Origin of the sequence: Streptomyces sp. NPDC085937 (genome assembly GCF_044540535.1) — a bacterium.
Lineage (GTDB): Bacteria > Actinomycetota > Actinomycetes > Streptomycetales > Streptomycetaceae > Streptomyces.
In genome coordinates, this window is the sequence record NZ_JBITSH010000003.1 from 166,241 (window position 1) to 183,296 (window position 17,056).

The window sequence follows — 17,056 nt, forward strand, 5'->3', positions numbered from 1 at the left end:
GCTCTCAGAATTCCAGGACGACCTGAAGGGCCTCGGCGGGCCGCTCGTCCAGCAGGACGTAGGCGTCCGCCGCGTCGGCGGCCGGGACGACATGGCTGACCAGCGAGGTGACGTCGACCTGGCACTCGGCGACCAGCCGCAGGAAGGTCCGCTGCAGGCGGTCGACGCTCCAACGGCCGGACAGCTGCGGCGGCACCCCGCCGATCTGGGAGCAGACGAGCTGCACGCGGTTGTGGTGGAACTCGTCGCCGAGGCGCAGTCCGATCCCGTCGCCCTGGTAGAAGCCGGAGGCGACGACGCGCCCGCCGACGGCGACCGAGCGCAGGGCCTCGTGCAGGGCGGGGTAGGCGCCGCTGATCTCGATGGCCAGGTCGGCGCCGAGTCCGCCGGTGGCCTCGCGGACGCGTTCGGCGACCTGGTCCGTGCGGGCGTTGAGCGTGGTGTGGGCGCCGTAGCGGCGGGCGGTCTCCAGGCGGCCGTCGAGGGCGTCGACGGCGGTGACGCGGGCGCCGCTGAGCTGGGCGAGGCGCGTGGTGAGCAGGCCGATCACGCCCTGCCCGAACACGGCCACGTCCTCGCCGAGGTGGATGTCGCCGGCCAGGACGGCGTTGTGGGCGATCGCACCGACCCGGGCGAAGGCGCCGGCCAGCGGGTCGAGTCCGGCCGGGAGGGTGTGGCCGATGAGGCGTTCGGCGGGGACGACGCCCTCGCTGCGGTGGCCCCAGATGCCCCACACGAGGTCGCCGGGGGCGGGCAGTCCTGGGGTGCCGTCCAGTTCCGGGGAGACCTCGACGACCTCGCCGACCTCGGAGTAGCCCCAGCCGGCCACGGGGTACTCGATGCCGGCGGCGCCGTCGCGGAAGAGCCGGGCCTCAGGGTCCCAGGTGCGGGTCAGATACGGGTTGGTGCCGCGGTACGCGGTGAGTTCGGTGCCGGCCGAGATGCCGGAGTACCGGGTGCGGACCCGCAGGTGGCCCGGCGGCAGAGCGGCTCTTTCCTGCTCGGCGATCTCCACGTGACGGGGGCCGGTGAACTGGACGACGCGTTCCACGGATGGCTCTCCGGAGGGTGCGGTGGGTGGGTTGCGTCGACGATATCCCGAACTTATGTCTTGTCAACCAGCAAAAGTGATGCTGTGATGCGCTCTCAGTAGACGTAAGTCGGAGCGAGGACGTGCAATGCGCTTGAGGACCCTGCGGTCGCGGATGACCGCGGCCGGCGTCGCGGCAGCCTTGGGAAGCGGGCTGCTGGCGGGCTGTTCCACCGGCGGCACCGGGCCCGGCGCCCCGGACCGCGAGATCAAGGTCTGGTCCCTGGAGAACCTCCCGGACCGCGCCGCGACGACCCGGAAGATCGTCGCCGGGTTCGAGAAGGAGTCGGGGATCGACGTCGACCTGGTCACCGTCGACGAGGGACAGCTGCCGCAGCTGATCATGTCGGCCGCGGCGGCGGGCGAACTGCCCGACGTCATCGGCGCCGTGCCGATGGGCCAGGTCTGGCAGATGTACAGCAACGGCCTGCTGAACACCGACATCCCCCAGCAGGTCATCGACGGGCAGGGGCGCGACACCTTCAACGCCAACGCCCTGGACCTCACCTCGGACGGCGCGACCAGCCTCAGCGTCCCCTCGGACTCCTGGCTGCAGTTGCTGGTCCACCGTCAGGACCAGTTCGACGAGAAGGGACTGCCCGCGCCCGACACCTACGAGCGTGCCCTGACCGCCGCCGAGGCGCTCACCACCAAGGGGCACGACGGCGTCTCGGCGGCCACCGACCCGGGCGACGTCTTCACCTCGCAGAGCTTCGAGAGCATCGCGCTCGCCAACGACTGCCAACTCGTCGACGACCGGCACGACGTGGACCTCGACTCGCCGCAGTGCGAGACCGCGTTCCGCACCTACGACAAGCTGGCCCGCGAGTACGGCGCCCCCGGCACCCAGACCGTGGACTCCACCCGGGCCACCTACTTCGCCGGGCGGTCCTCGATGATCGTCTGGTCCTCGTTCCTGCTCGACGAGCTGGCGGGGCTGCGCAAGGACGCGTTGCCCAGCTGCCCCGAGTGCCGGGACGACCCCGGCTACCTGGCGGACCACAGCGGCATCGTGACCGCCATGCGGGGCCCGGACGCCGCGGAGCCCGCGCAGTTCGGCGAGATCACCTCGTGGGTGACGACGAAGACCGCCGAGACGGCCGCCTCCCGCGAGTTCATCCAGTACATGACCAGCGACGGCTACGAGGCGTGGTTCGGCATGGCCCCCGAGGGCAAGATCCCGGTCCGGCGCGGCACGGCGGCCGACCCCGACCGCTATCTCGACGCCTGGCGCAACAGCGAGATCGGGGTGGACACCAGGAAGCCCTTCGACGAGGTCTACCCGCCGGCCCTGCTCGACCGGCTGGCGGAGGGCATCACGAATCTGCGCCGCTGGGGCATCACCCAGGGCGACGGCGCCCTGGTCGGCGCGACCAACGGCGAACTGCCCGTGCCCAAGGCCGTGGGCGCGATGACCAGCGGCCAGTCCTCGCCCGAGGAGACGGCGCGCGAGGCCGACGAAGAGATCTCCGACCTGCAGAAGTCCCTCCAGTAGCAGCCGCCCGCCCGCACGTCACAAAGGTCCTTCCATGACAACTGCCCCCACCGGCGCGCCGAAGCGCCGGATCCCGACCCCCCGGCCCACGGGCGGCCCCGTCACGCCGGGCCGCCGCCCGAGGACGGCGCGCAGCCGCGCCAACCGCGCGGGCCTGGCCTTCGTCACGCCCACCTTCCTGGTCGTCCTGGTGGTGGTCGTGCTGCCCATCGCCTGGACGGTGCTGCTGGCGTTCCAGGACGCCAAGCTCGTCGACATCCAGGGCATGGGCCTGTTCGGCAACTGGTCGCTGGACAACTTCGGCGACGTGTTCGCCTCGGCCGGCTTCTGGTCGAGCCTGAAAACCACCCTGATCTACACCGCGGGCAGCACCGCAGGCTCCGTCCTGCTCGGTCTTGTCGCCGCGCTCGCGCTGCGCAAGCCGTTCCGCGGGCGCGGGCTGCTGCGGGCGGCGATGCTGCTGCCGTACGTGGCGCCCGTGGTGGCCGTCGCGTTCGTGTGGGAGGTCGCGCTCAGCCCGCAGTACGGCATCGTCAACGACTGGGGCCGCCGCCTGTTCGGCTGGGACGACCCCATCGCCTTCCTCTCCACCCGCGCCTACGAAGTGAACCTCCTCGGGGCGCACTTCGACATCCCGCTCGCGCTGCTCACCGTGATCGCGTTCGAGTGCTGGCGGTACTTCCCCTTCGCGTTCCTGTTCATCCTCGCCCGGCTGCAGGCCGTGCCCGACGTGCTGGAGGAGGCCGCGACCGTCGACGGGGCGACCCCGCTCCAGCGGTTCCGGCACATCCTGCTCCCCCAGCTGATGCCGGTCATCGCGCTGCTGTGCGTGCTGCGGTTCATCATGACCTTCAACAAGTTCGACGACGTCTACCTGCTGACCGGCGGCGGCGCGGGCACCGACGTCGCGGCCGTACGGGTCTACGACTTCCTCACCGCCCGCTACGACGTGGGCGCCGCCGCGGCCCAGGCGCTCGTGCTGGCCGCCTCGCTGATGATCCTGCTGGGCTTCTACTTCAAGTTCTTCGGCAACAAGGTCCAGGAGGAAGCGTGACCGGCAAGACCGCCCTGACCCGGGCCCGGGTCGAGGACCGCGTCCTCGGCGTCCTGAAGTGGCTGGTGATCGCGTTCCTCGCGGTGATCACCCTGCTGCCCTTCTACTACATGCTCCTGCTGTCCCTGAAGCCCATCGACGCGCTGCTGCTCGACCCGGGGTCCCTGTGGCTGTCGGCGAAGGACTTCACGGTCGCCACCTACCAGGACGTCATGCGGTCCACCGACGCCGGCGGGCAGGGCTTCGTACGGTTCCTGCTCAACTCGGCGCTGGTGTCGCTGGGTACGGTGCTGCTGACCCTGGCCGCCGCGGTGCCCGGCGCGTACGCGGTGAGCCGGCTGAGGTTCTTCGGGCACCGGCAGGTCAGCGCCCTGTTCCTGGCCGTCTACCTGTTCCCGGCGACGCTGCTCGCGGTCCCGCTGTTCGTGATCTTCGCCAGGATGGGACTGTCCTCCAGCCTGGTGGGCCTCGCCATCGTCTACGTCGCCCAGACCGTGCCCGTGTCGGTCTACATGCTGAAGAACTACCTCGTCACCATCCCGTACTCCATCGAGGAGGCGGCGGCCCTGGACGGGTGCAGCAGGCTGCAGACCGTGCGCAAGGTGATCCTGCCGCTGGCCCTGCCCTCGCTGATGGCGACCGGCCTGTACGTCTTCATGATCGCCTGGAACGAGTTCCTCTTCGCCCTGCTGTTCCTGGCCGCCGATCCCGACAAGTGGACGGTGTCGCTCGGCCTGGCGCAGCTCTCCAACGGCATCGAGGTGCCCAAGACCGTTCTGATGGCCGGATCGGTGGTACTGACGATCCCCGTGGTATTCCTGTTCTTCGCCGCCGAACGGCTGCTCACCGAAGGCCTGACCAGCGGCGCCGACAAGAGCTGACGCCATGGGGGAACGTGTGACGACGCCGCAGCCGGTCAGCGCGGGCGGACTGCTGGACCTGATCCGCGGTGGCCGCGCCAACACCCGCGCCGCCCTGCAACGCGCCACCGGGCTGTCCCGCTCCACCGTGGGACACCGCCTGGACCTGCTGAACCGGGCCGGCTGGCTGCGGCACACCACGGGCGCCTCCACCGGGGGCCGCCCCTCGGAGCGGATCGTCTTCGACCCGGCGCACGCCTCGGTCCTCGCCGTCGACCTGGAGACCCGGCACGCCCGGGCGGCGGTCCTGGACCTGGCGGGCACGATCCTCGCCGAGCACACCGGCCCGCTCGACATCACCGAGGGGCCCGACCACGTCCTGGACCACGTGTCCCGCTGGTTCCCCGAACTGATCGCCGCGGCGGGCACCGAGGCGTCCCGGATCTGCGGGATCGGCCTGTCGGTGCCCGGCCCGGTCGACTGGGAGATCGGGCAGGTGATCGAGCCGCCCATCATGCCCGGCTGGGACCGCCATCCCATCCGCGAGCGCCTGCAGGAGGCGTACGCCCGTCACGTGGGCGGGAGTCTGGAGGGCGGGCCGGTGCCGGTCCTGGTCGACAACGACGCCAACTTGATGGCGGTGGCCGAGCAGCAGGCCAACCACCGGGACTGCGGCGCGTTCGTGCTGGTGAAGGTCTCCACCGGCATCGGCGCCGGAGTGGTGGTCGACGGCAGCGTCTACCGGGGCATCGACGGCGGCGCCGGCGACATCGGGCACATCCGGGTGCACGACCGGGCCGACGCGCTGTGCATGTGCGGCTCCTACGGCTGTCTGGCCGCCGTCGCCAGCGGCCGGGCCCTGGCCAGGGAACTGTCCGGGGCCGACGCCACGGCCGCCTCCGGCTCGGACGTCAAGCGGCTGCTCGCCGAGGGCGACCCCGACGCCATCCGCCTCGCCCGGGAGGCGGGCCGCCGGGTCGGCGAGGTCCTCGTCACCGTCGTCACCCTCCTCAACCCCGGTGTGCTGATGCTGGCCGGGGACCTGTCCGGAGTGCCGTTCATGACCGGTGTGCGCGAACTGCTCTACCAGCGCGCCATGCCCCGCACCACCGCCAACCTGCAGATCGTCACCTCACGCCTCGGCGACCACGCCGGCCTCATCGGGGCCGCGAGCACGGTCGTCGAGCACCTCTACTCCCCCGCGCGTGCGGACGCCCGCCTCGCCGGCATCCTCGCCACCGCGCAGTCAGGAACACCGTGAGCACCTCCCCCTGGACCCACCGGCCCGTCGAGGTCGGACTGGTCGGCGCCGGCCCCTGGGCCCGCGCCATGCACGCCCGGATCCTCGCGGCCGGGCCGGAGACGCGGCTCGCCGCCGTCTGGGCCCGCCGCGCCGAGGCGGCACGCGAGACGGCGGCCCCCTACGGCGCGCACGTGGCGGGCGGTTTCGAGGAGCTGCTCGACCGGTGCGAGGCCGTGGCCTTCGCCGTGCCGCCCGCCGTCCAGGCGGAGCTGGCGCCCCTGGCCGCCCGGCGGGGCAAGGCGGTGCTGCTGGAGAAACCGCTCGGCCCGGACCTGGCGGCGGCCCGGCGCGTGGCGGACGCGGTGGGCGAGGCGGGGGTCGTCTCCCAGCTCGTCCTGACCAAGCGCTACCACCCCGCGACCCGGGCGTTCCTCGCCGCCGCGCGGGAGCTGAAGGTGTCCGGCGCCCGCTCCTGCTATCTGCACGGGGCGTTCCTCGGCGGCGACTTCGCGACCGGCTGGCGGCTGGAACAGGGAGCGCTGCTCGACCTGGGGCCGCATCTGCTGGACCTCCTGGACGCGGCGGTGGGCCCCATCGCCGCGATCCGCGCCACGGGCGACCCCCGCACCTGGATCGAGCTGACCTGCGAGCACGCCGACGGCGCGGTCAGCCAGGCGTCGTTGTCCGGCGCGGTGGACGTACCCCGGGCGATCACCCGTGTCGAGCTCTTCGGCGCCGGGGCGCCCCTGGTGTACGACACCGCGGGGATCGACCACGAGGAGTGCTGGCCGGTGCTGCGCAGGGAGTTCGCGACCGCGGTGCGCACCGGCGTGGGGTCGGCGCCCGACGCGGGACGGGGACTGTACCTCCAGGAGCTGATCGAGCGCGTGGTGACCGGCCCGTGACGGCGAAGGCCGCCCGGGCATGACAACGGGGGCGGGGCCCCCGGGGGGGGGGGCCCCCCGGGGGGCCGGGCCGGGGGCCCGGGGGGGGGGGGGCCCCGCCCGCCGGGGGGCGGGCGCGGGGGGGGGGGGGGGGGGGGGGGGGGTGCGACGCCCCCCCCCCCCCCCCCCCCCCCCCCCCCCCCCCCCCCCCCCCCCCCCCCCCGCCGCCCCCCCCCCCCCCCCCCCCCCCCCCCCCCCCCCCCCCCCCCCCCCCGTGTTCCGCTGCCGCGGACGCCTGTCAGGTCAGGACGCCGCGCGCTTCGGCAGGCGCCAGTTGGGGCGCGGGAAGTGGCAGGTGTAGCCCTCCGGGTAGCGCTGCAGGTAGTCCTGGTGCTCCGGCTCGGCCTCCCAGAAGGGACCGGCCGGGACGACCTCGGTCACCACCTTGCCCGGCCACAGTCCGGACGCCTCGACGTCGGCGATCGTGTCCTCGGCGACGCGCTTCTGCTCGTCGTCGAAGTAGAAGATCGCCGAGCGGTAGCTCATGCCGATGTCGTTGCCCTGCCGGTTCTTCGTGGTCGGGTCGTGGATCTGGAAGAAGTACTCCAGGATCGCCCGGTAGTCGGTCTCGGCGGGGTCGTAGGTGATCTCGATCGACTCCGCGTGGGTGCCGTGGTCGCGGTAGGTCGCGTTGGGCACGTCACCGCCGCTGTACCCCACCCGGGTGCTGAGCACGCCCGGCAGCGTGCGGATCAGCTCCTGCATGCCCCAGAAGCAGCCGCCCGCGAGCAGCGCCCTCTCCTCGGTCCTTGTCATCGTGTGTCGCCCTTCTCCCAGGTGTGCTGCGGCGTTCCTCAGTGAGAACCGCGCCGGGACCTGCATTGTTCCGGTCGCGCCGCCTCCGCCGGACACCGGGGCGCGCCGTCCGCCCGCGGGGCGCCGTACGGCGTCACCGGCGTCCGTCCCGGGCGCATTCCAGGTCCTCGGGATCGACGGCGTCGGCCATGGCCCGCATGCCCTCGTCGGTGAAGTGCAGGTGGTCGCCATTGTCGTAGGCGGGCAGGATGCGCTCGGGGTCGCCGGGGTCGCGCACCGCGCGGTCGAAGTCGGCCACGGCGTCGAAAGCGCCGCCGGCGCGGATGAACGCGTTGACGTCCTGGCGGACCGCCTCGGCCTTCGCGTTCCACTCCGGCCGGCCCTTGTAGGGGGCGATCGTGACGCCGACGACGCAGTGGCCGGCCGCGTGGACGCGGTCGACGATCTCCTGGTAGCCGTCGATCAGGTCCGCGGCCGTGACACCCGTGGGGGCCTTGATGTCGTTCACCCCCTCGAACACCAGCACCGTGCGCACGCCGGGGTGGGACAGGACGTCACGGTCGAGGCGGTTGAGGGCGCTCGGCGCGCCGCCGTCGGCGAGCACCTTGTTGGCGGAGATGCCGGCGTTGGCCACGCCCCGGACCGTGGTGCGGGGCGACCGCCGCAGTCGGTCGGCGAGTTGGTCGGGCCAGCGGCGGTTGAGGTCGGTGGTGGACGCCCAGCCGTCGGTGATGGAGTCGCCCAGGGCGACCACCGCTCCGGTGCGGGCGGAGGTGCGGACGGTGACGGCGTCCAGGTAGAACGACGAGGCGGTCGTCGTGGTCCACGCGTCGCCGCTCTCGTCCGCGGTGTGGTCGCCCTGGGTGAGGTACGAGGTCTGCATGGCGAGGCGGTGTCCGGTGGCGGGACCCGCCGCGTCAGGGCTGTGCAGGCTGACGACCAGGTCGGTGCGGCCGCGGACCCGGCCGGGCAGCGGGTCGCTCAGGACCACCTCACCGGGCGGGATCGTCACGGTGGGCCGGCCGTCGAAGGTGAGCCGGCGGTTGCTGCCGGGGACCAGCTCGGCGCCCTGCCGCCGGACTCCGGCATACACGCTGTCGAAGGTCAGCGGCCGGTCACCGAAGGCGTTGGTCAGCCGTAACCGCGCCCGGTCGCCGCCCACGCTGGTGTGCACCACGAGCCGGTAGGCGCGGTCGGGCACGCCCGTGCCCAGCCGGAAGGCGCTCGCGGTCCAGGTGACCACGTCGTGCCGGGGTTCCGCCGCGCGGGCCTGCGAGGGGACGGGGCCCAGGAGCGCGGCGATCAGGGCCAGGACGGACAGTCCGCGCAGGCGGATCCCCGCCGGGCGGAGTCTTCGGGGGGTGTGCGTCGTGGTGAGCAGTTCCGCCTCCCAGAACTCGACGGCACCCTTCTCGCCGACGGGGAGATCCTCGCGAGTCGGCGTGCGCGATCCGGTGTCCTCGTTACCCGTGACGAGAGTAGCGCCGGGCGTCCGGCCGGGCACTCCCTGCCGGACGCCTTCATCCGCCGTTCATCTCCGGGGACTTGGCGGGCCGGGGGCGTCAGCGGCCCACGAAGGACTGAATGGCGGTGGCGGCGGCCCCGCGGGCCCACTCCTCGAACGGCAGCGGGCGGGTGCGGACCTCGCAGCGGGCGGCGGAGCCGAAGGCGGCGGCGGCGAAGGTGTCGCGGATCTGCCCGGCGTACAGGTCGTACGCGGCCAGTCCCTCGCCGGAGATGATCACGCGCTGGGGGCCGAGCAGGTTGGCCACGGTGGCGATCCCGCGGCCGATGGCCTCCCCGGCCCGCGCGTAGACGGCGCGGGCGCCCTCGTCGCCCCGGTGGGCCAGGGCGACGGCCTCCGCGCTGCCGGCGACGTCGGACCCGGTGACCTCGCGGACCCGGGCGAGGATCGCCGCGTCGGACGCGACGGCCTCCAGGCATCCGCGGTTGCCGCAGTGGCAGGGCGGGCCGTCGGGGTCGACGGGGACGTGTCCGATCTCCCCCGCGACGCCGTGGGCGCCGGAGACGACCCGGCCGTGCACGACGAGGCCACAGCCGATGCCGGCGCCCACGGTGACGACGGCGAAGTCGGAGAGGCCCACGCCGTCGCCGAACCACTGCTCGGCCACCGTCAGAGCGCGGACGTCGTTGTCGACGGTGACCGGGAGCCCGCTCGCCGCCCCGGCCGGCCCGGCGAGCGGCACGTCGTGCCAGTCCAGGAAGGGCGAGTAGCGCACCGTGCCCTCGGCGCGGTCCACATCTCCGGCGAGGGCGATGCCGAGGCCCAGGACGGGCACGCCGAACCCGTCGGCCTCGGTGCGCAGCTCGTCCACCAGGTCCACCGCGACCGCCAGGACGTCCCGCGGGGCGCGGCCGGCCAGGGGGACACGCCGGGCGACGAGACTGCGGCAGCACAGGTCGGTGAGCACACCGATGATCTCGTCGCCGGTCACCTTCAGCCCGGTGAACAGGGCGCGTCCGCCGTCGACCCGGACCGGGTTCGCCGGGCGGCCGAGGGCCGGGCGGGCCTCCGCGCCGGCGTCCTCCACCAGGTAGCCCGCCTCGATCAGGGGCCGTACCGCCTTGGTGACCGCGGCCGGGGACAGGCCGGCCCGGCGGGCCAGGTCGAGCCGGGTGAGGGGGCCGTGCGCCAGGACGGTCGTGAAGACCTGGGAGGCCGCCGGGGTGTGCGCCGGGAACGTCTCGGCGGGGAAGGTCGGCTGCATGGCCGGGAACCTAGCGGTCCTTAATTTCTGCTGTCAATGAAAGTGGCCTTCTTTCTTTCGAAGGAAAAAGAGCGCGCGGAATCGCCTTGCAAACACAAGAGAGGGTCCGGCCTTGACACATGATCGAAGGCCACGCTTGGGTTTGCGGTGCAACCCCCGACGCCGATCGTGAGGCCACATGCCGCTCATCACCCGCTCCCCCGACACCGGGGTCTGGCTGCTGACCACCCCGCACACGTCGTACGCCCTGCGGATCGACGAGACCGGTGCGCCCTGGCACGTGGCGTGGGGGCCACGGCTCACCCCCGAGGAGGCGGACGCGCTCGCGGTGCCCGCCGGGGAACCGGCGAACAGCTTCGAGGGCCGGCCGCCCGTGGGCGAGGAACTGCCGGTGGACGGCGGCACCCGCTACGGACCGCCCTCGCTCCAGGTGCGGCACGCCGACGGCTCCCGCGCCTTCGAGTGGCAGGCCACCGGGCACCGGGTGGACGAGCCCGCCCCCGGCTGCGCCGAGCTGGTCCTGGAGTTCCGCGACCGGGTGTTCCCCCTGTCGGTCGCCCTGCACTACCGGGTCCGCGCCGGCACCGACGTGATCGAGCGCTGGACCGTGCTGCGCAACGACGGGGACCGGAGCGCGCAGCTGCTGCGCGCCGACTCCGCGGCGTGGACCCTGCCGCCGCTGCCCGACTACCGGCTGAGCCATGTCACCGGGCAGTGGTCGGCGGAGAGCCAGCTGCGCCGCGAGCCCCTGCCCCACGGGGAGACGGTGCTGACCAGCCGGCGCGGCATCACCAGCCACCACGCCAACCCCTGGACCATGCTCGACGACGGCACCGCCACCGAGGAGAGCGGCCGGGTCTGGAGCACCGCCCTGGCGTGGAGCGGCAGCTGGCGGATCACCGTGCAGCGGACGCCCGACGGCCGGGCGGGTCTGACCGGGGGCGTGGGCCACGAGGGGACCCGCGTGCCGCTCGGCCCGGGCGAGGAGTTCCGCACACCGGTGCTGGCGGGCCTGTTCACCGACGGCGGTTTCGGCGCGGCGAGCCGGGCCTGGCACGGTTACGTCCGCGGCCATGTGCTGCGGCACGCCGGGGAGACGGCACCGGTGCTCTACAACTCCTGGGAGGCGACCGGCTTCGACGTCGACGAGGCGAGCCAGCTGGCACTGGCCGAGCGGGCCGCCCGGCTGGGCGTCGAGCTGTACGTGGTGGACGACGGCTGGTTCGGCGCCCGCCGCAGCGACCGGGCGGGCCTCGGCGACTGGACCCCGGCACCCGACCGGTTCCCCGGGGGACTCGGCCCGCTGTCGGACGCCGTGCACCGGCTGGGCATGCGGTTCGGCGTCTGGGTGGAGCCGGAGATGGTCAACCCGGACAGCGACCTGTACCGGGCGCACCCCGACTGGGTGCTGCACCTGCCGGGCCGCCCGCGCACCGAGATGCGCAACCAGCTGGTGCTGAACTTCGCCCGGCCGGACGTGGCCGACTGGGCCTTCGACTGGCTCACCCGGCTGGTCGCCGAGCACCGCGTGGACTTCCTCAAGTGGGACATGAACCGCGCGTTCGGCGAGTCCGGCTGGTCCGGCCCGGACGACGGTGACGACCGGCTGTGGACGCGGTACGTGCGGAACCTCTACGGCGTGCTCGACCGGCTCCGGCAGGCGCACCCGGACCTGCGGATCGAGACGTGCAGCGGGGGCGGCGGCCGGGTCGACCTGGGCATCCTCGCCCGTACCGACCAGGCGTGGACGTCCGACAACACCGACGCCGTGGACCGGCTGGCGATCCAGCGGGGGTTCAGCCAGATCTACCCGGCGCGGGTGATGTCCGCCTGGGTGACCGACGTGCCCAACCAGCTCACCGGACTGACCGTGCCGCTGCGCTTCCGCTTCCACGTGGCGATGGCCGGGCTCCTGGGCGTCGGCGGCGACCTCACCCGCTGGAACGAGGCGGAGCTCGCCGAGGGCGCCGCGCTGGTGGCCCGGTACAAGGAGATCCGGCACCTGGTGCAGCACGGCGACCAGTACCGGATCGACGCCCCGTACGGCGACGGCCCGTCGGCCGTCCAGTACGTGGCGGCAGGCGGCGACGAGACGGTGGTGCTCGCCTTCCGCGGCAGCCCCCGGCACGGCACCCCGCGGGTGCCGCTCCGGCTGCGCGGCCTGCCGCCGGGCCTGCGCTACCGGGACACGGAGACGGGCACCGTCCACCACTCCACGGTACTCACGGAGTACGGCCTGGACCCGGAGCTGCCGGGCGGCGACTGGTCGAGTGCCCTGATCCATCTGCGGCGGGTGCCGGAAGGGGAACGGCCGCGGGTCTGACGGCCGGGGGCCGGCGCCACGGGACCGCACCCGCGCCGGGTGCGGTTCAGGCGGAGAGGGAGATGCGGGCGGTGATGCTCTTGCCCTCGGCCTCCTGGCGGATGTCGAGGGCCTGGGTGATGGCCATGACGATCTCCAGGCCGTGCTGCCCCACCCGCCCGGGGTCGGCGTCCCGGGGCCGCGGCGCGTCCGGGTTGCCGTCACGGACGACCACCTCGACGACGTCGCTGAAGACGCGCAGATCCAGGCCGACGGGGCCCGGGGCGTACTTGCGGGCGTTGGTGACCAGCTCACTGACGACGAGCTGGGTGATCTCCACCACACGCTCCGACACCGGCAGTCCGTCCTCCACCCGCGCCCGGGTGAGGAACTCGGCCGCGAGGTGGCGTGCCTGAGCTATCCAGGCGCCCTCGGCGTCCAGGGCGTAGGAGGCCCTCAGCCGGGGTGTGCCTGACACCATCTCCCCCTCGTCGACAGGAACTGGTTCCATCCGGTCCGCCTTTACTCACCGATCACACCGCGCGACTACCCGCATCGCTCCCCCACACGCCCATGAAGTGTGACAGGTGCCGCCGACAGGTCATCCCGCCAGGTGCCGTTCCAGCCAGTCACCCGCCGTCCGGCGGAACAGCCGGCGGTTGTCGGCGCGGCGGAAGTCGTGGCCCTCGTCACGCAGCAGCAGCAGTTCCGCCTCCAGTCCGCGCTCCCGCGCGGCCCGTACGAACTGCTCGGACTCGCCGGGCGGCACGTTGGTGTCGTACTCGCCGTGCACGGCGAGGACCGGGGCCCGCAGGGCGTCGACGCGGCTCATCGGCGACAGGGAGCGCAGCAGCTCACGGTCGTGTTCCGGATGCCCGTACTTGTGCGCGGCGGACTGCGCGATCCAGGGCTCGGTCCCCTCGAAGAACGTGTTCAGGTCGGACATGCCGCAGACCGCCACCCCGGTGCGGAACAGGCCCGGGTGCCACACCAGGGCGGCCATCGTCAGATAGCCGCCGTAGGAGCGGCCCATCACGGCCATCCGCCGGGGGTCGGCGAGGCCCCGCACCATGACGTGCGCCGCGCAGTCCGCGACGTCGTTGATGGCGTCGAAGCGTCCGGCCCCGAGGTCGGCGTCGACGAAGCCGCGGCCGTGCCCGGACGAGCCGCGGACGTCGGGGGCGAACACGTCGAGGCCCCGGCCCAGCAGCTCCAGGTAGAGCGGGTCGAGCACCGGGCGTTCCTGTTCCTCGGGCCCGCCGTGCAGGTGCAGCACGCAGGGTGCCGCCTCGCCGGGCGAGCGGCCGGGGGCGCGGTAGTACCAGCCGCCGAGGGCGAGGCCGTCGCGGGCCACCGGCCGCACGGGCGTGGGCCGTACGGGTGTCAGGCCCGGCGGGAAGGCGTCCTCGTCGCGGGAGGACCAGGGGGTGCGCAGGGGCGCGCCGTGCGGCAGCCACCACACGCCGGGGTGGCGGCGGGATCCGGACAGCGCGACCACGGGCGCGTCGGCGTCGGCGGTGGGGGCGATCCGGGTGACCACCTCGTGGGGCAGGTCGACGTGGCGTGCCGCCCCGGCCGTCGGGGGCGTCTCGTCGCCCGGGCTGGCGCGACGGGCCGCGTTCAGCCGTACCAGTTCCAGCTCGCTCACCCCGTGCCGGTTCCAGGCGAGCACCGCGCGCCGGCCGTCCCGGCCCAGCGCGAGGAGTTCCAGGCCGCAGTCGGGCCGTTGCGCGACCACCGTGGTCGTGCGCAGCTGTCCGCGCGCGTCGAGGCGCGCGGCGAGCAGCGCGGCGTACTCGCGCCCGGCGTCGCTGCGCAGCCAGACCGTGCCGGCGTCCGGGGAGAAGCCGCCGATCCAGGGGTCGCCGTCGGCGACCGGGAAGGCGCAGGTCACGGAGGAGTCCGTGGTGCGTACGACCAGCGCCTCACGGCGCCCGCGGGGGCCCCGGTAGACCAGGGCGAGGCGGCCGTCGTGGCTCAGGTCGCACACCCGTTGGTTGGCCGCGCCGCGTTCGCTGAACAGCAGGACGGGGGCGGCCGTGCCCTCCGGGTCGACCAGGTAGGCGGACAGCGTCCGCTGCTCGGTGCCGGAGTCGCGTCGCGCGTTCCCGGCGCCGGGCCACCGCCGGCCGCCCGCGGGATTCAGCAGGACCGCCCGGCCGTCCCGGCCCGCCCAGCGCGGGGCGTGCTCGGTGCCCGGCGGTCCGGGCGCCTCCGCGTGGTGGCGGTCGGCGTGCGCCTGGCCGGGCGGGGCGGACTCGGTGACGGTGACCGCGATCGCGGAGCCGTCGTGCTGCCAGCAGCCGAGCCGCGCGGAGGTCCCCGACTCGCCGCCGGCCAGCAGGTGCCGCCCGCTTCCGTCGGGCCGTACGCACAGCACCCGGGTGAGTTCGCCGCCGCCCGGCGCCGAGGTGTAGGCGATCCACCGGCCGTCCGGGGACCAGGACACCTCGGTGACCGGATGCGGGTCGCCGTCGAGCAGCCGTACCTGCGCCCCGTCCACCGGGCCGGTCCACAGCTGCGGCACCCCGGCCCGGTCGCAGATGAAGGCGACGTTGCGGCCGCTCGGATCGGCCGAGGGGTACCAGCAGCCGTGCACGGCCGGGGGTGGCACGTCGTACGGCGCCGAGGTGTCCGCCAGCGCGGCGGGCTCGGGGGCGTACAGCGGACCCCTGGGGAGGTCGGTGGCCGTCATCGGATCCCGTGCGTCTGCAGCCATGTCTCCAGCAGCGCGACCTGCCACAGGGTGTTGGCGCCCCGTCGGGTGCGGTGCGCGTCGGGCGCGGCCAGCAGTTCGGCGACGTACTCCTCGCGGAACACCCCGCGGGCGCGGGCCTCGGGGGCGTTCAGGGTGTCGCGGACCCGCTGCAGGACCGGGCCCGCCATGTGGCGGATCGCCGGGACGGGGAAGTAGCCCTTGGGCCGGTCGACGACCTCGCGCGGCAGCACCCGGCGCCCGGCGGCCTTCAGGACGCCCTTGCCGCCGTCCGCGAGCTTCAGCTCGGGCGGGCAGGCGGCGGCCAGCTCGACCAGCTCGTGGTCGAGGAACGGCACCCGGGCCTCCAGGCCCCAGTCCATGGTCATGTTGTCGACCCGCTTGACCGGGTCGTCGACCATCATCACCAGGGTGTCGAGGCGGAGCTGGGCGTCGAGGGCGGTGTCGGCTCCGTGCCGCGCCATGTGCTCGCGGATGAACTCCGCCGAGGTGTCGCGGTCCGGCAGCAGCTCGGGGTGCAGCACGGCCGCCATGTCGGCGTGCGAGCGGTCGGTGTAGGCGTCGATGTACGCCTCGGCGGCCCGCTCGCGCGGCACGCCCGCCATCTTCGGGTACCAGTCGTAGCCGGCGAACACCTCGTCCGCGCCCTGGCCGCTCTGCACGACCTTGACCTCCTTGGCGACCTGCTCGGACAGCAGGTGGAAGGCGACCACGTCGTGGCTCATCATCGGTTCGCTCATGGCGCGGACGGCTCCGTCGAGGGCGCCGGCCACCCGGTCGGAGGGGACCATCAGCTGGTGGTGGCGGGTGTCGAAGTGCCGCGCCACGAGGTCGGAGTAGTGGAACTCGTCGCCCTCCTCGTCGCCCTCGGACTCGAAGCCGACGCTGAAGGTCGCCAGGTCCTGCTGCCCCTCGCCGGCCAGCAGGGCCACGATGAGGCTGGAGTCCAGGCCGCCGGAGAGCAGCACGCCCACCGGCACGTCGGCCACCATGCGGCGGCGCACGGCGGTGCGCAGGGCGTCCAGGACCGCGTCGGTCCAGTCGTCGGCGGTGAGGTCCGCGTACTCGGGGCGGCGGGTGTGCACGGGGTGCCAGTAGCGGCGGTCACGCTGGGTGCCGTCGGGCTCGACGACGCGCACGGTCGCCGGGGGCAGCTTGCGGATGCCGTTCAGGACGGTGCGCGGCGCGGCGACGGTGGCGTGCCAGCTGAGGTACTGGTGCAGGGCCACGGGGTCCAGCGAGGTGTCGACGTCGCCGCCGGCGAGCAGCGCGGGCAGCGAGGAGGCGAACCGCAGGCGTTCCGTGGTCGCGGAGACGTAGAGCGGCTTGATGCCGAGCCGGTCACGGGCCAGCACCACGCGTCCCGTGTCCTGCTCGACGATGACGAAGGCGAACATGCCGTGGAAACGGTCGACGCAGTCGGTGCCCCACTCCAGGTACGCCTTGAGCACCACCTCGGTGTCGGACTCCGAGAAGAAGCGGTGGCCGAGGGCGTGCAGCTCGTCGCGCAGCTCGCGGTAGTTGTAGACGCATCCGTTGAAGACACCGGTCAGGCGGGCCCGTGGGTCCGTCATGGGCTGGGCGCCGTGGTCCGACAGGTCGATGATCTTCAGCCTGCGGTGTCCGAGGGCCACGGGGCCCTGGGACCACAGGCCGCGCCCGTCGGGGCCGCGTGGGGCGAGGCGGTCGGTCATGCGTTCCACCGCCGCGATGTCGGGCCGTCCGCCGTCGAGCCGGATCTCCCCGCTGAGGCCGCACATCAGTGGTCCCTCCCTTCCCTCGGCTCCCGGTCCCTCGGGGCGGTGTCCTGACCTGTGACGGTGTCCTGACCTGTGACGGTGTCCTGACCTTTGGAGCTGTCCTGACC

At 73.7% G+C, this 17,056-nt stretch carries 13 protein-coding genes; 6 read left to right on the plus strand and 7 right to left on the minus strand.

The window, feature by feature from the left end:
* Positions 1 to 4: 4 nt before the first annotated feature.
* Positions 5 to 1,051: a zinc-binding alcohol dehydrogenase gene (locus ACIF8S_RS07825; protein WP_399997985.1), complete on the minus strand. Its 1,047-nt coding sequence runs from the start codon at positions 1,049 to 1,051 to the stop codon at positions 5 to 7.
* Positions 1,052 to 1,178: 127 nt separating this feature from the next.
* Here ACIF8S_RS07825 and ACIF8S_RS07830 point away from each other — a divergent pair, with 127 nt between their 5' ends.
* From ACIF8S_RS07830 to ACIF8S_RS07850, 5 genes are read left to right on the plus strand one after another with little or no spacing between them, the layout of a single operon-like run.
* A complete protein-coding gene (locus ACIF8S_RS07830; protein ID WP_399997987.1) occupies positions 1,179 to 2,585 on the plus strand; it encodes an ABC transporter substrate-binding protein in 1,407 nt (468 codons plus the stop codon).
* 34 nt (positions 2,586 to 2,619) lie between these two features.
* Positions 2,620 to 3,639 carry a carbohydrate ABC transporter permease gene (locus tag ACIF8S_RS07835; RefSeq protein WP_399997988.1) on the plus strand — a complete coding sequence of 340 codons (1,020 nt, stop codon included), beginning with the start codon at positions 2,620 to 2,622 and terminating at the stop codon, positions 3,637 to 3,639.
* Positions 3,636 to 4,520: a carbohydrate ABC transporter permease gene (locus ACIF8S_RS07840; protein ID WP_399997989.1), complete on the plus strand. Its 885-nt coding sequence runs from the start codon at positions 3,636 to 3,638 to the stop codon at positions 4,518 to 4,520. The genes ACIF8S_RS07835 and ACIF8S_RS07840 overlap by 4 nt, the downstream gene beginning before the upstream one ends.
* A 4-nt stretch (positions 4,521 to 4,524) precedes the next feature.
* Positions 4,525 to 5,760, plus strand: a complete 1,236-nt coding sequence (locus ACIF8S_RS07845) for an ROK family protein (protein ID WP_399997990.1) — start codon at positions 4,525 to 4,527, stop codon at positions 5,758 to 5,760.
* On the plus strand, positions 5,757 to 6,647 hold the full coding sequence (locus ACIF8S_RS07850) for a Gfo/Idh/MocA family protein (protein WP_399997991.1): 891 nt from the start codon (positions 5,757 to 5,759) through the stop codon (positions 6,645 to 6,647). The genes ACIF8S_RS07845 and ACIF8S_RS07850 overlap by 4 nt, the downstream gene beginning before the upstream one ends.
* Positions 6,648 to 6,929: 282 nt before the next feature.
* On the opposite strand, the gene msrA is transcribed toward ACIF8S_RS07850, so the two are convergent.
* The 3 genes from msrA to ACIF8S_RS07865 all read right to left on the minus strand — a co-directional run bounded on the left by msrA (position 6,930) and on the right by ACIF8S_RS07865 (position 10,171).
* The gene (gene msrA / locus ACIF8S_RS07855; RefSeq protein ID WP_024888315.1) at positions 6,930 to 7,442 is read right to left on the minus strand and encodes a peptide-methionine (S)-S-oxide reductase MsrA; all 513 of its coding nucleotides are present in this window, start codon (positions 7,440 to 7,442) and stop codon (positions 6,930 to 6,932) included.
* Positions 7,443 to 7,575: 133 nt separating this feature from the next.
* Positions 7,576 to 8,745 (minus strand): SGNH/GDSL hydrolase family protein, encoded by a 1,170-nt coding sequence (locus ACIF8S_RS07860; protein ID WP_399998470.1) that lies wholly within the window; start codon positions 8,743 to 8,745, stop codon positions 7,576 to 7,578.
* A 259-nt stretch (positions 8,746 to 9,004) separates the two neighbouring features.
* Positions 9,005 to 10,171 (minus strand): ROK family protein, encoded by a 1,167-nt coding sequence (locus ACIF8S_RS07865; RefSeq protein ID WP_399997992.1) that lies wholly within the window; start codon positions 10,169 to 10,171, stop codon positions 9,005 to 9,007.
* A 178-nt stretch (positions 10,172 to 10,349) separates the two neighbouring features.
* Here ACIF8S_RS07865 and ACIF8S_RS07870 point away from each other — a divergent pair, with 178 nt between their 5' ends.
* On the plus strand, positions 10,350 to 12,494 hold the full coding sequence (locus tag ACIF8S_RS07870; protein ID WP_399997994.1) for an alpha-galactosidase: 2,145 nt from the start codon (positions 10,350 to 10,352) through the stop codon (positions 12,492 to 12,494).
* A 46-nt stretch (positions 12,495 to 12,540) separates the two neighbouring features.
* Here ACIF8S_RS07870 and ACIF8S_RS07875 read toward each other — a convergent pair whose 3' ends face one another.
* From ACIF8S_RS07875 to ACIF8S_RS07885, 3 genes are all read right to left on the minus strand, one after another.
* A complete protein-coding gene (locus tag ACIF8S_RS07875; RefSeq protein ID WP_349794813.1) occupies positions 12,541 to 12,984 on the minus strand; it encodes an ATP-binding protein in 444 nt (147 codons plus the stop codon).
* A gap of 90 nt (positions 12,985 to 13,074) precedes the next feature.
* Positions 13,075 to 15,192: a S9 family peptidase gene (locus tag ACIF8S_RS07880; protein WP_399997995.1), complete on the minus strand. Its 2,118-nt coding sequence runs from the start codon at positions 15,190 to 15,192 to the stop codon at positions 13,075 to 13,077.
* A complete protein-coding gene (locus ACIF8S_RS07885; protein WP_399997997.1) occupies positions 15,165 to 16,949 on the minus strand; it encodes an N-acetylglutaminylglutamine amidotransferase in 1,785 nt (594 codons plus the stop codon). Before ACIF8S_RS07885 ends, ACIF8S_RS07880 begins: the two co-directional genes overlap by 28 nt.
* Positions 16,950 to 17,056 lie beyond the last annotated feature (107 nt).

Coding starts and splice junctions, on each gene's coding strand:
- ACIF8S_RS07830 (WP_399997987.1), top strand. CDS start 1,179: ATGCGCTTGAGGACCCTGCGGTCGCGGATGACCGCGGCCGGCGTCGCG.
- ACIF8S_RS07865 (WP_399997992.1), bottom strand. CDS start 10,171: ATGCAGCCGACCTTCCCCGCCGAGACGTTCCCGGCGCACACCCCGGCG.
- ACIF8S_RS07880 (WP_399997995.1), bottom strand. CDS start 15,192: ATGGCTGCAGACGCACGGGATCCGATGACGGCCACCGACCTCCCCAGG.
- msrA (WP_024888315.1), bottom strand. CDS start 7,442: ATGACAAGGACCGAGGAGAGGGCGCTGCTCGCGGGCGGCTGCTTCTGG.
- ACIF8S_RS07885 (WP_399997997.1), bottom strand. CDS start 16,949: ATGTGCGGCCTCAGCGGGGAGATCCGGCTCGACGGCGGACGGCCCGAC.
- ACIF8S_RS07845 (WP_399997990.1), top strand. CDS start 4,525: ATGGGGGAACGTGTGACGACGCCGCAGCCGGTCAGCGCGGGCGGACTG.
- ACIF8S_RS07835 (WP_399997988.1), top strand. CDS start 2,620: ATGACAACTGCCCCCACCGGCGCGCCGAAGCGCCGGATCCCGACCCCC.
- ACIF8S_RS07870 (WP_399997994.1), top strand. CDS start 10,350: ATGCCGCTCATCACCCGCTCCCCCGACACCGGGGTCTGGCTGCTGACC.
- ACIF8S_RS07875 (WP_349794813.1), bottom strand. CDS start 12,984: ATGGAACCAGTTCCTGTCGACGAGGGGGAGATGGTGTCAGGCACACCC.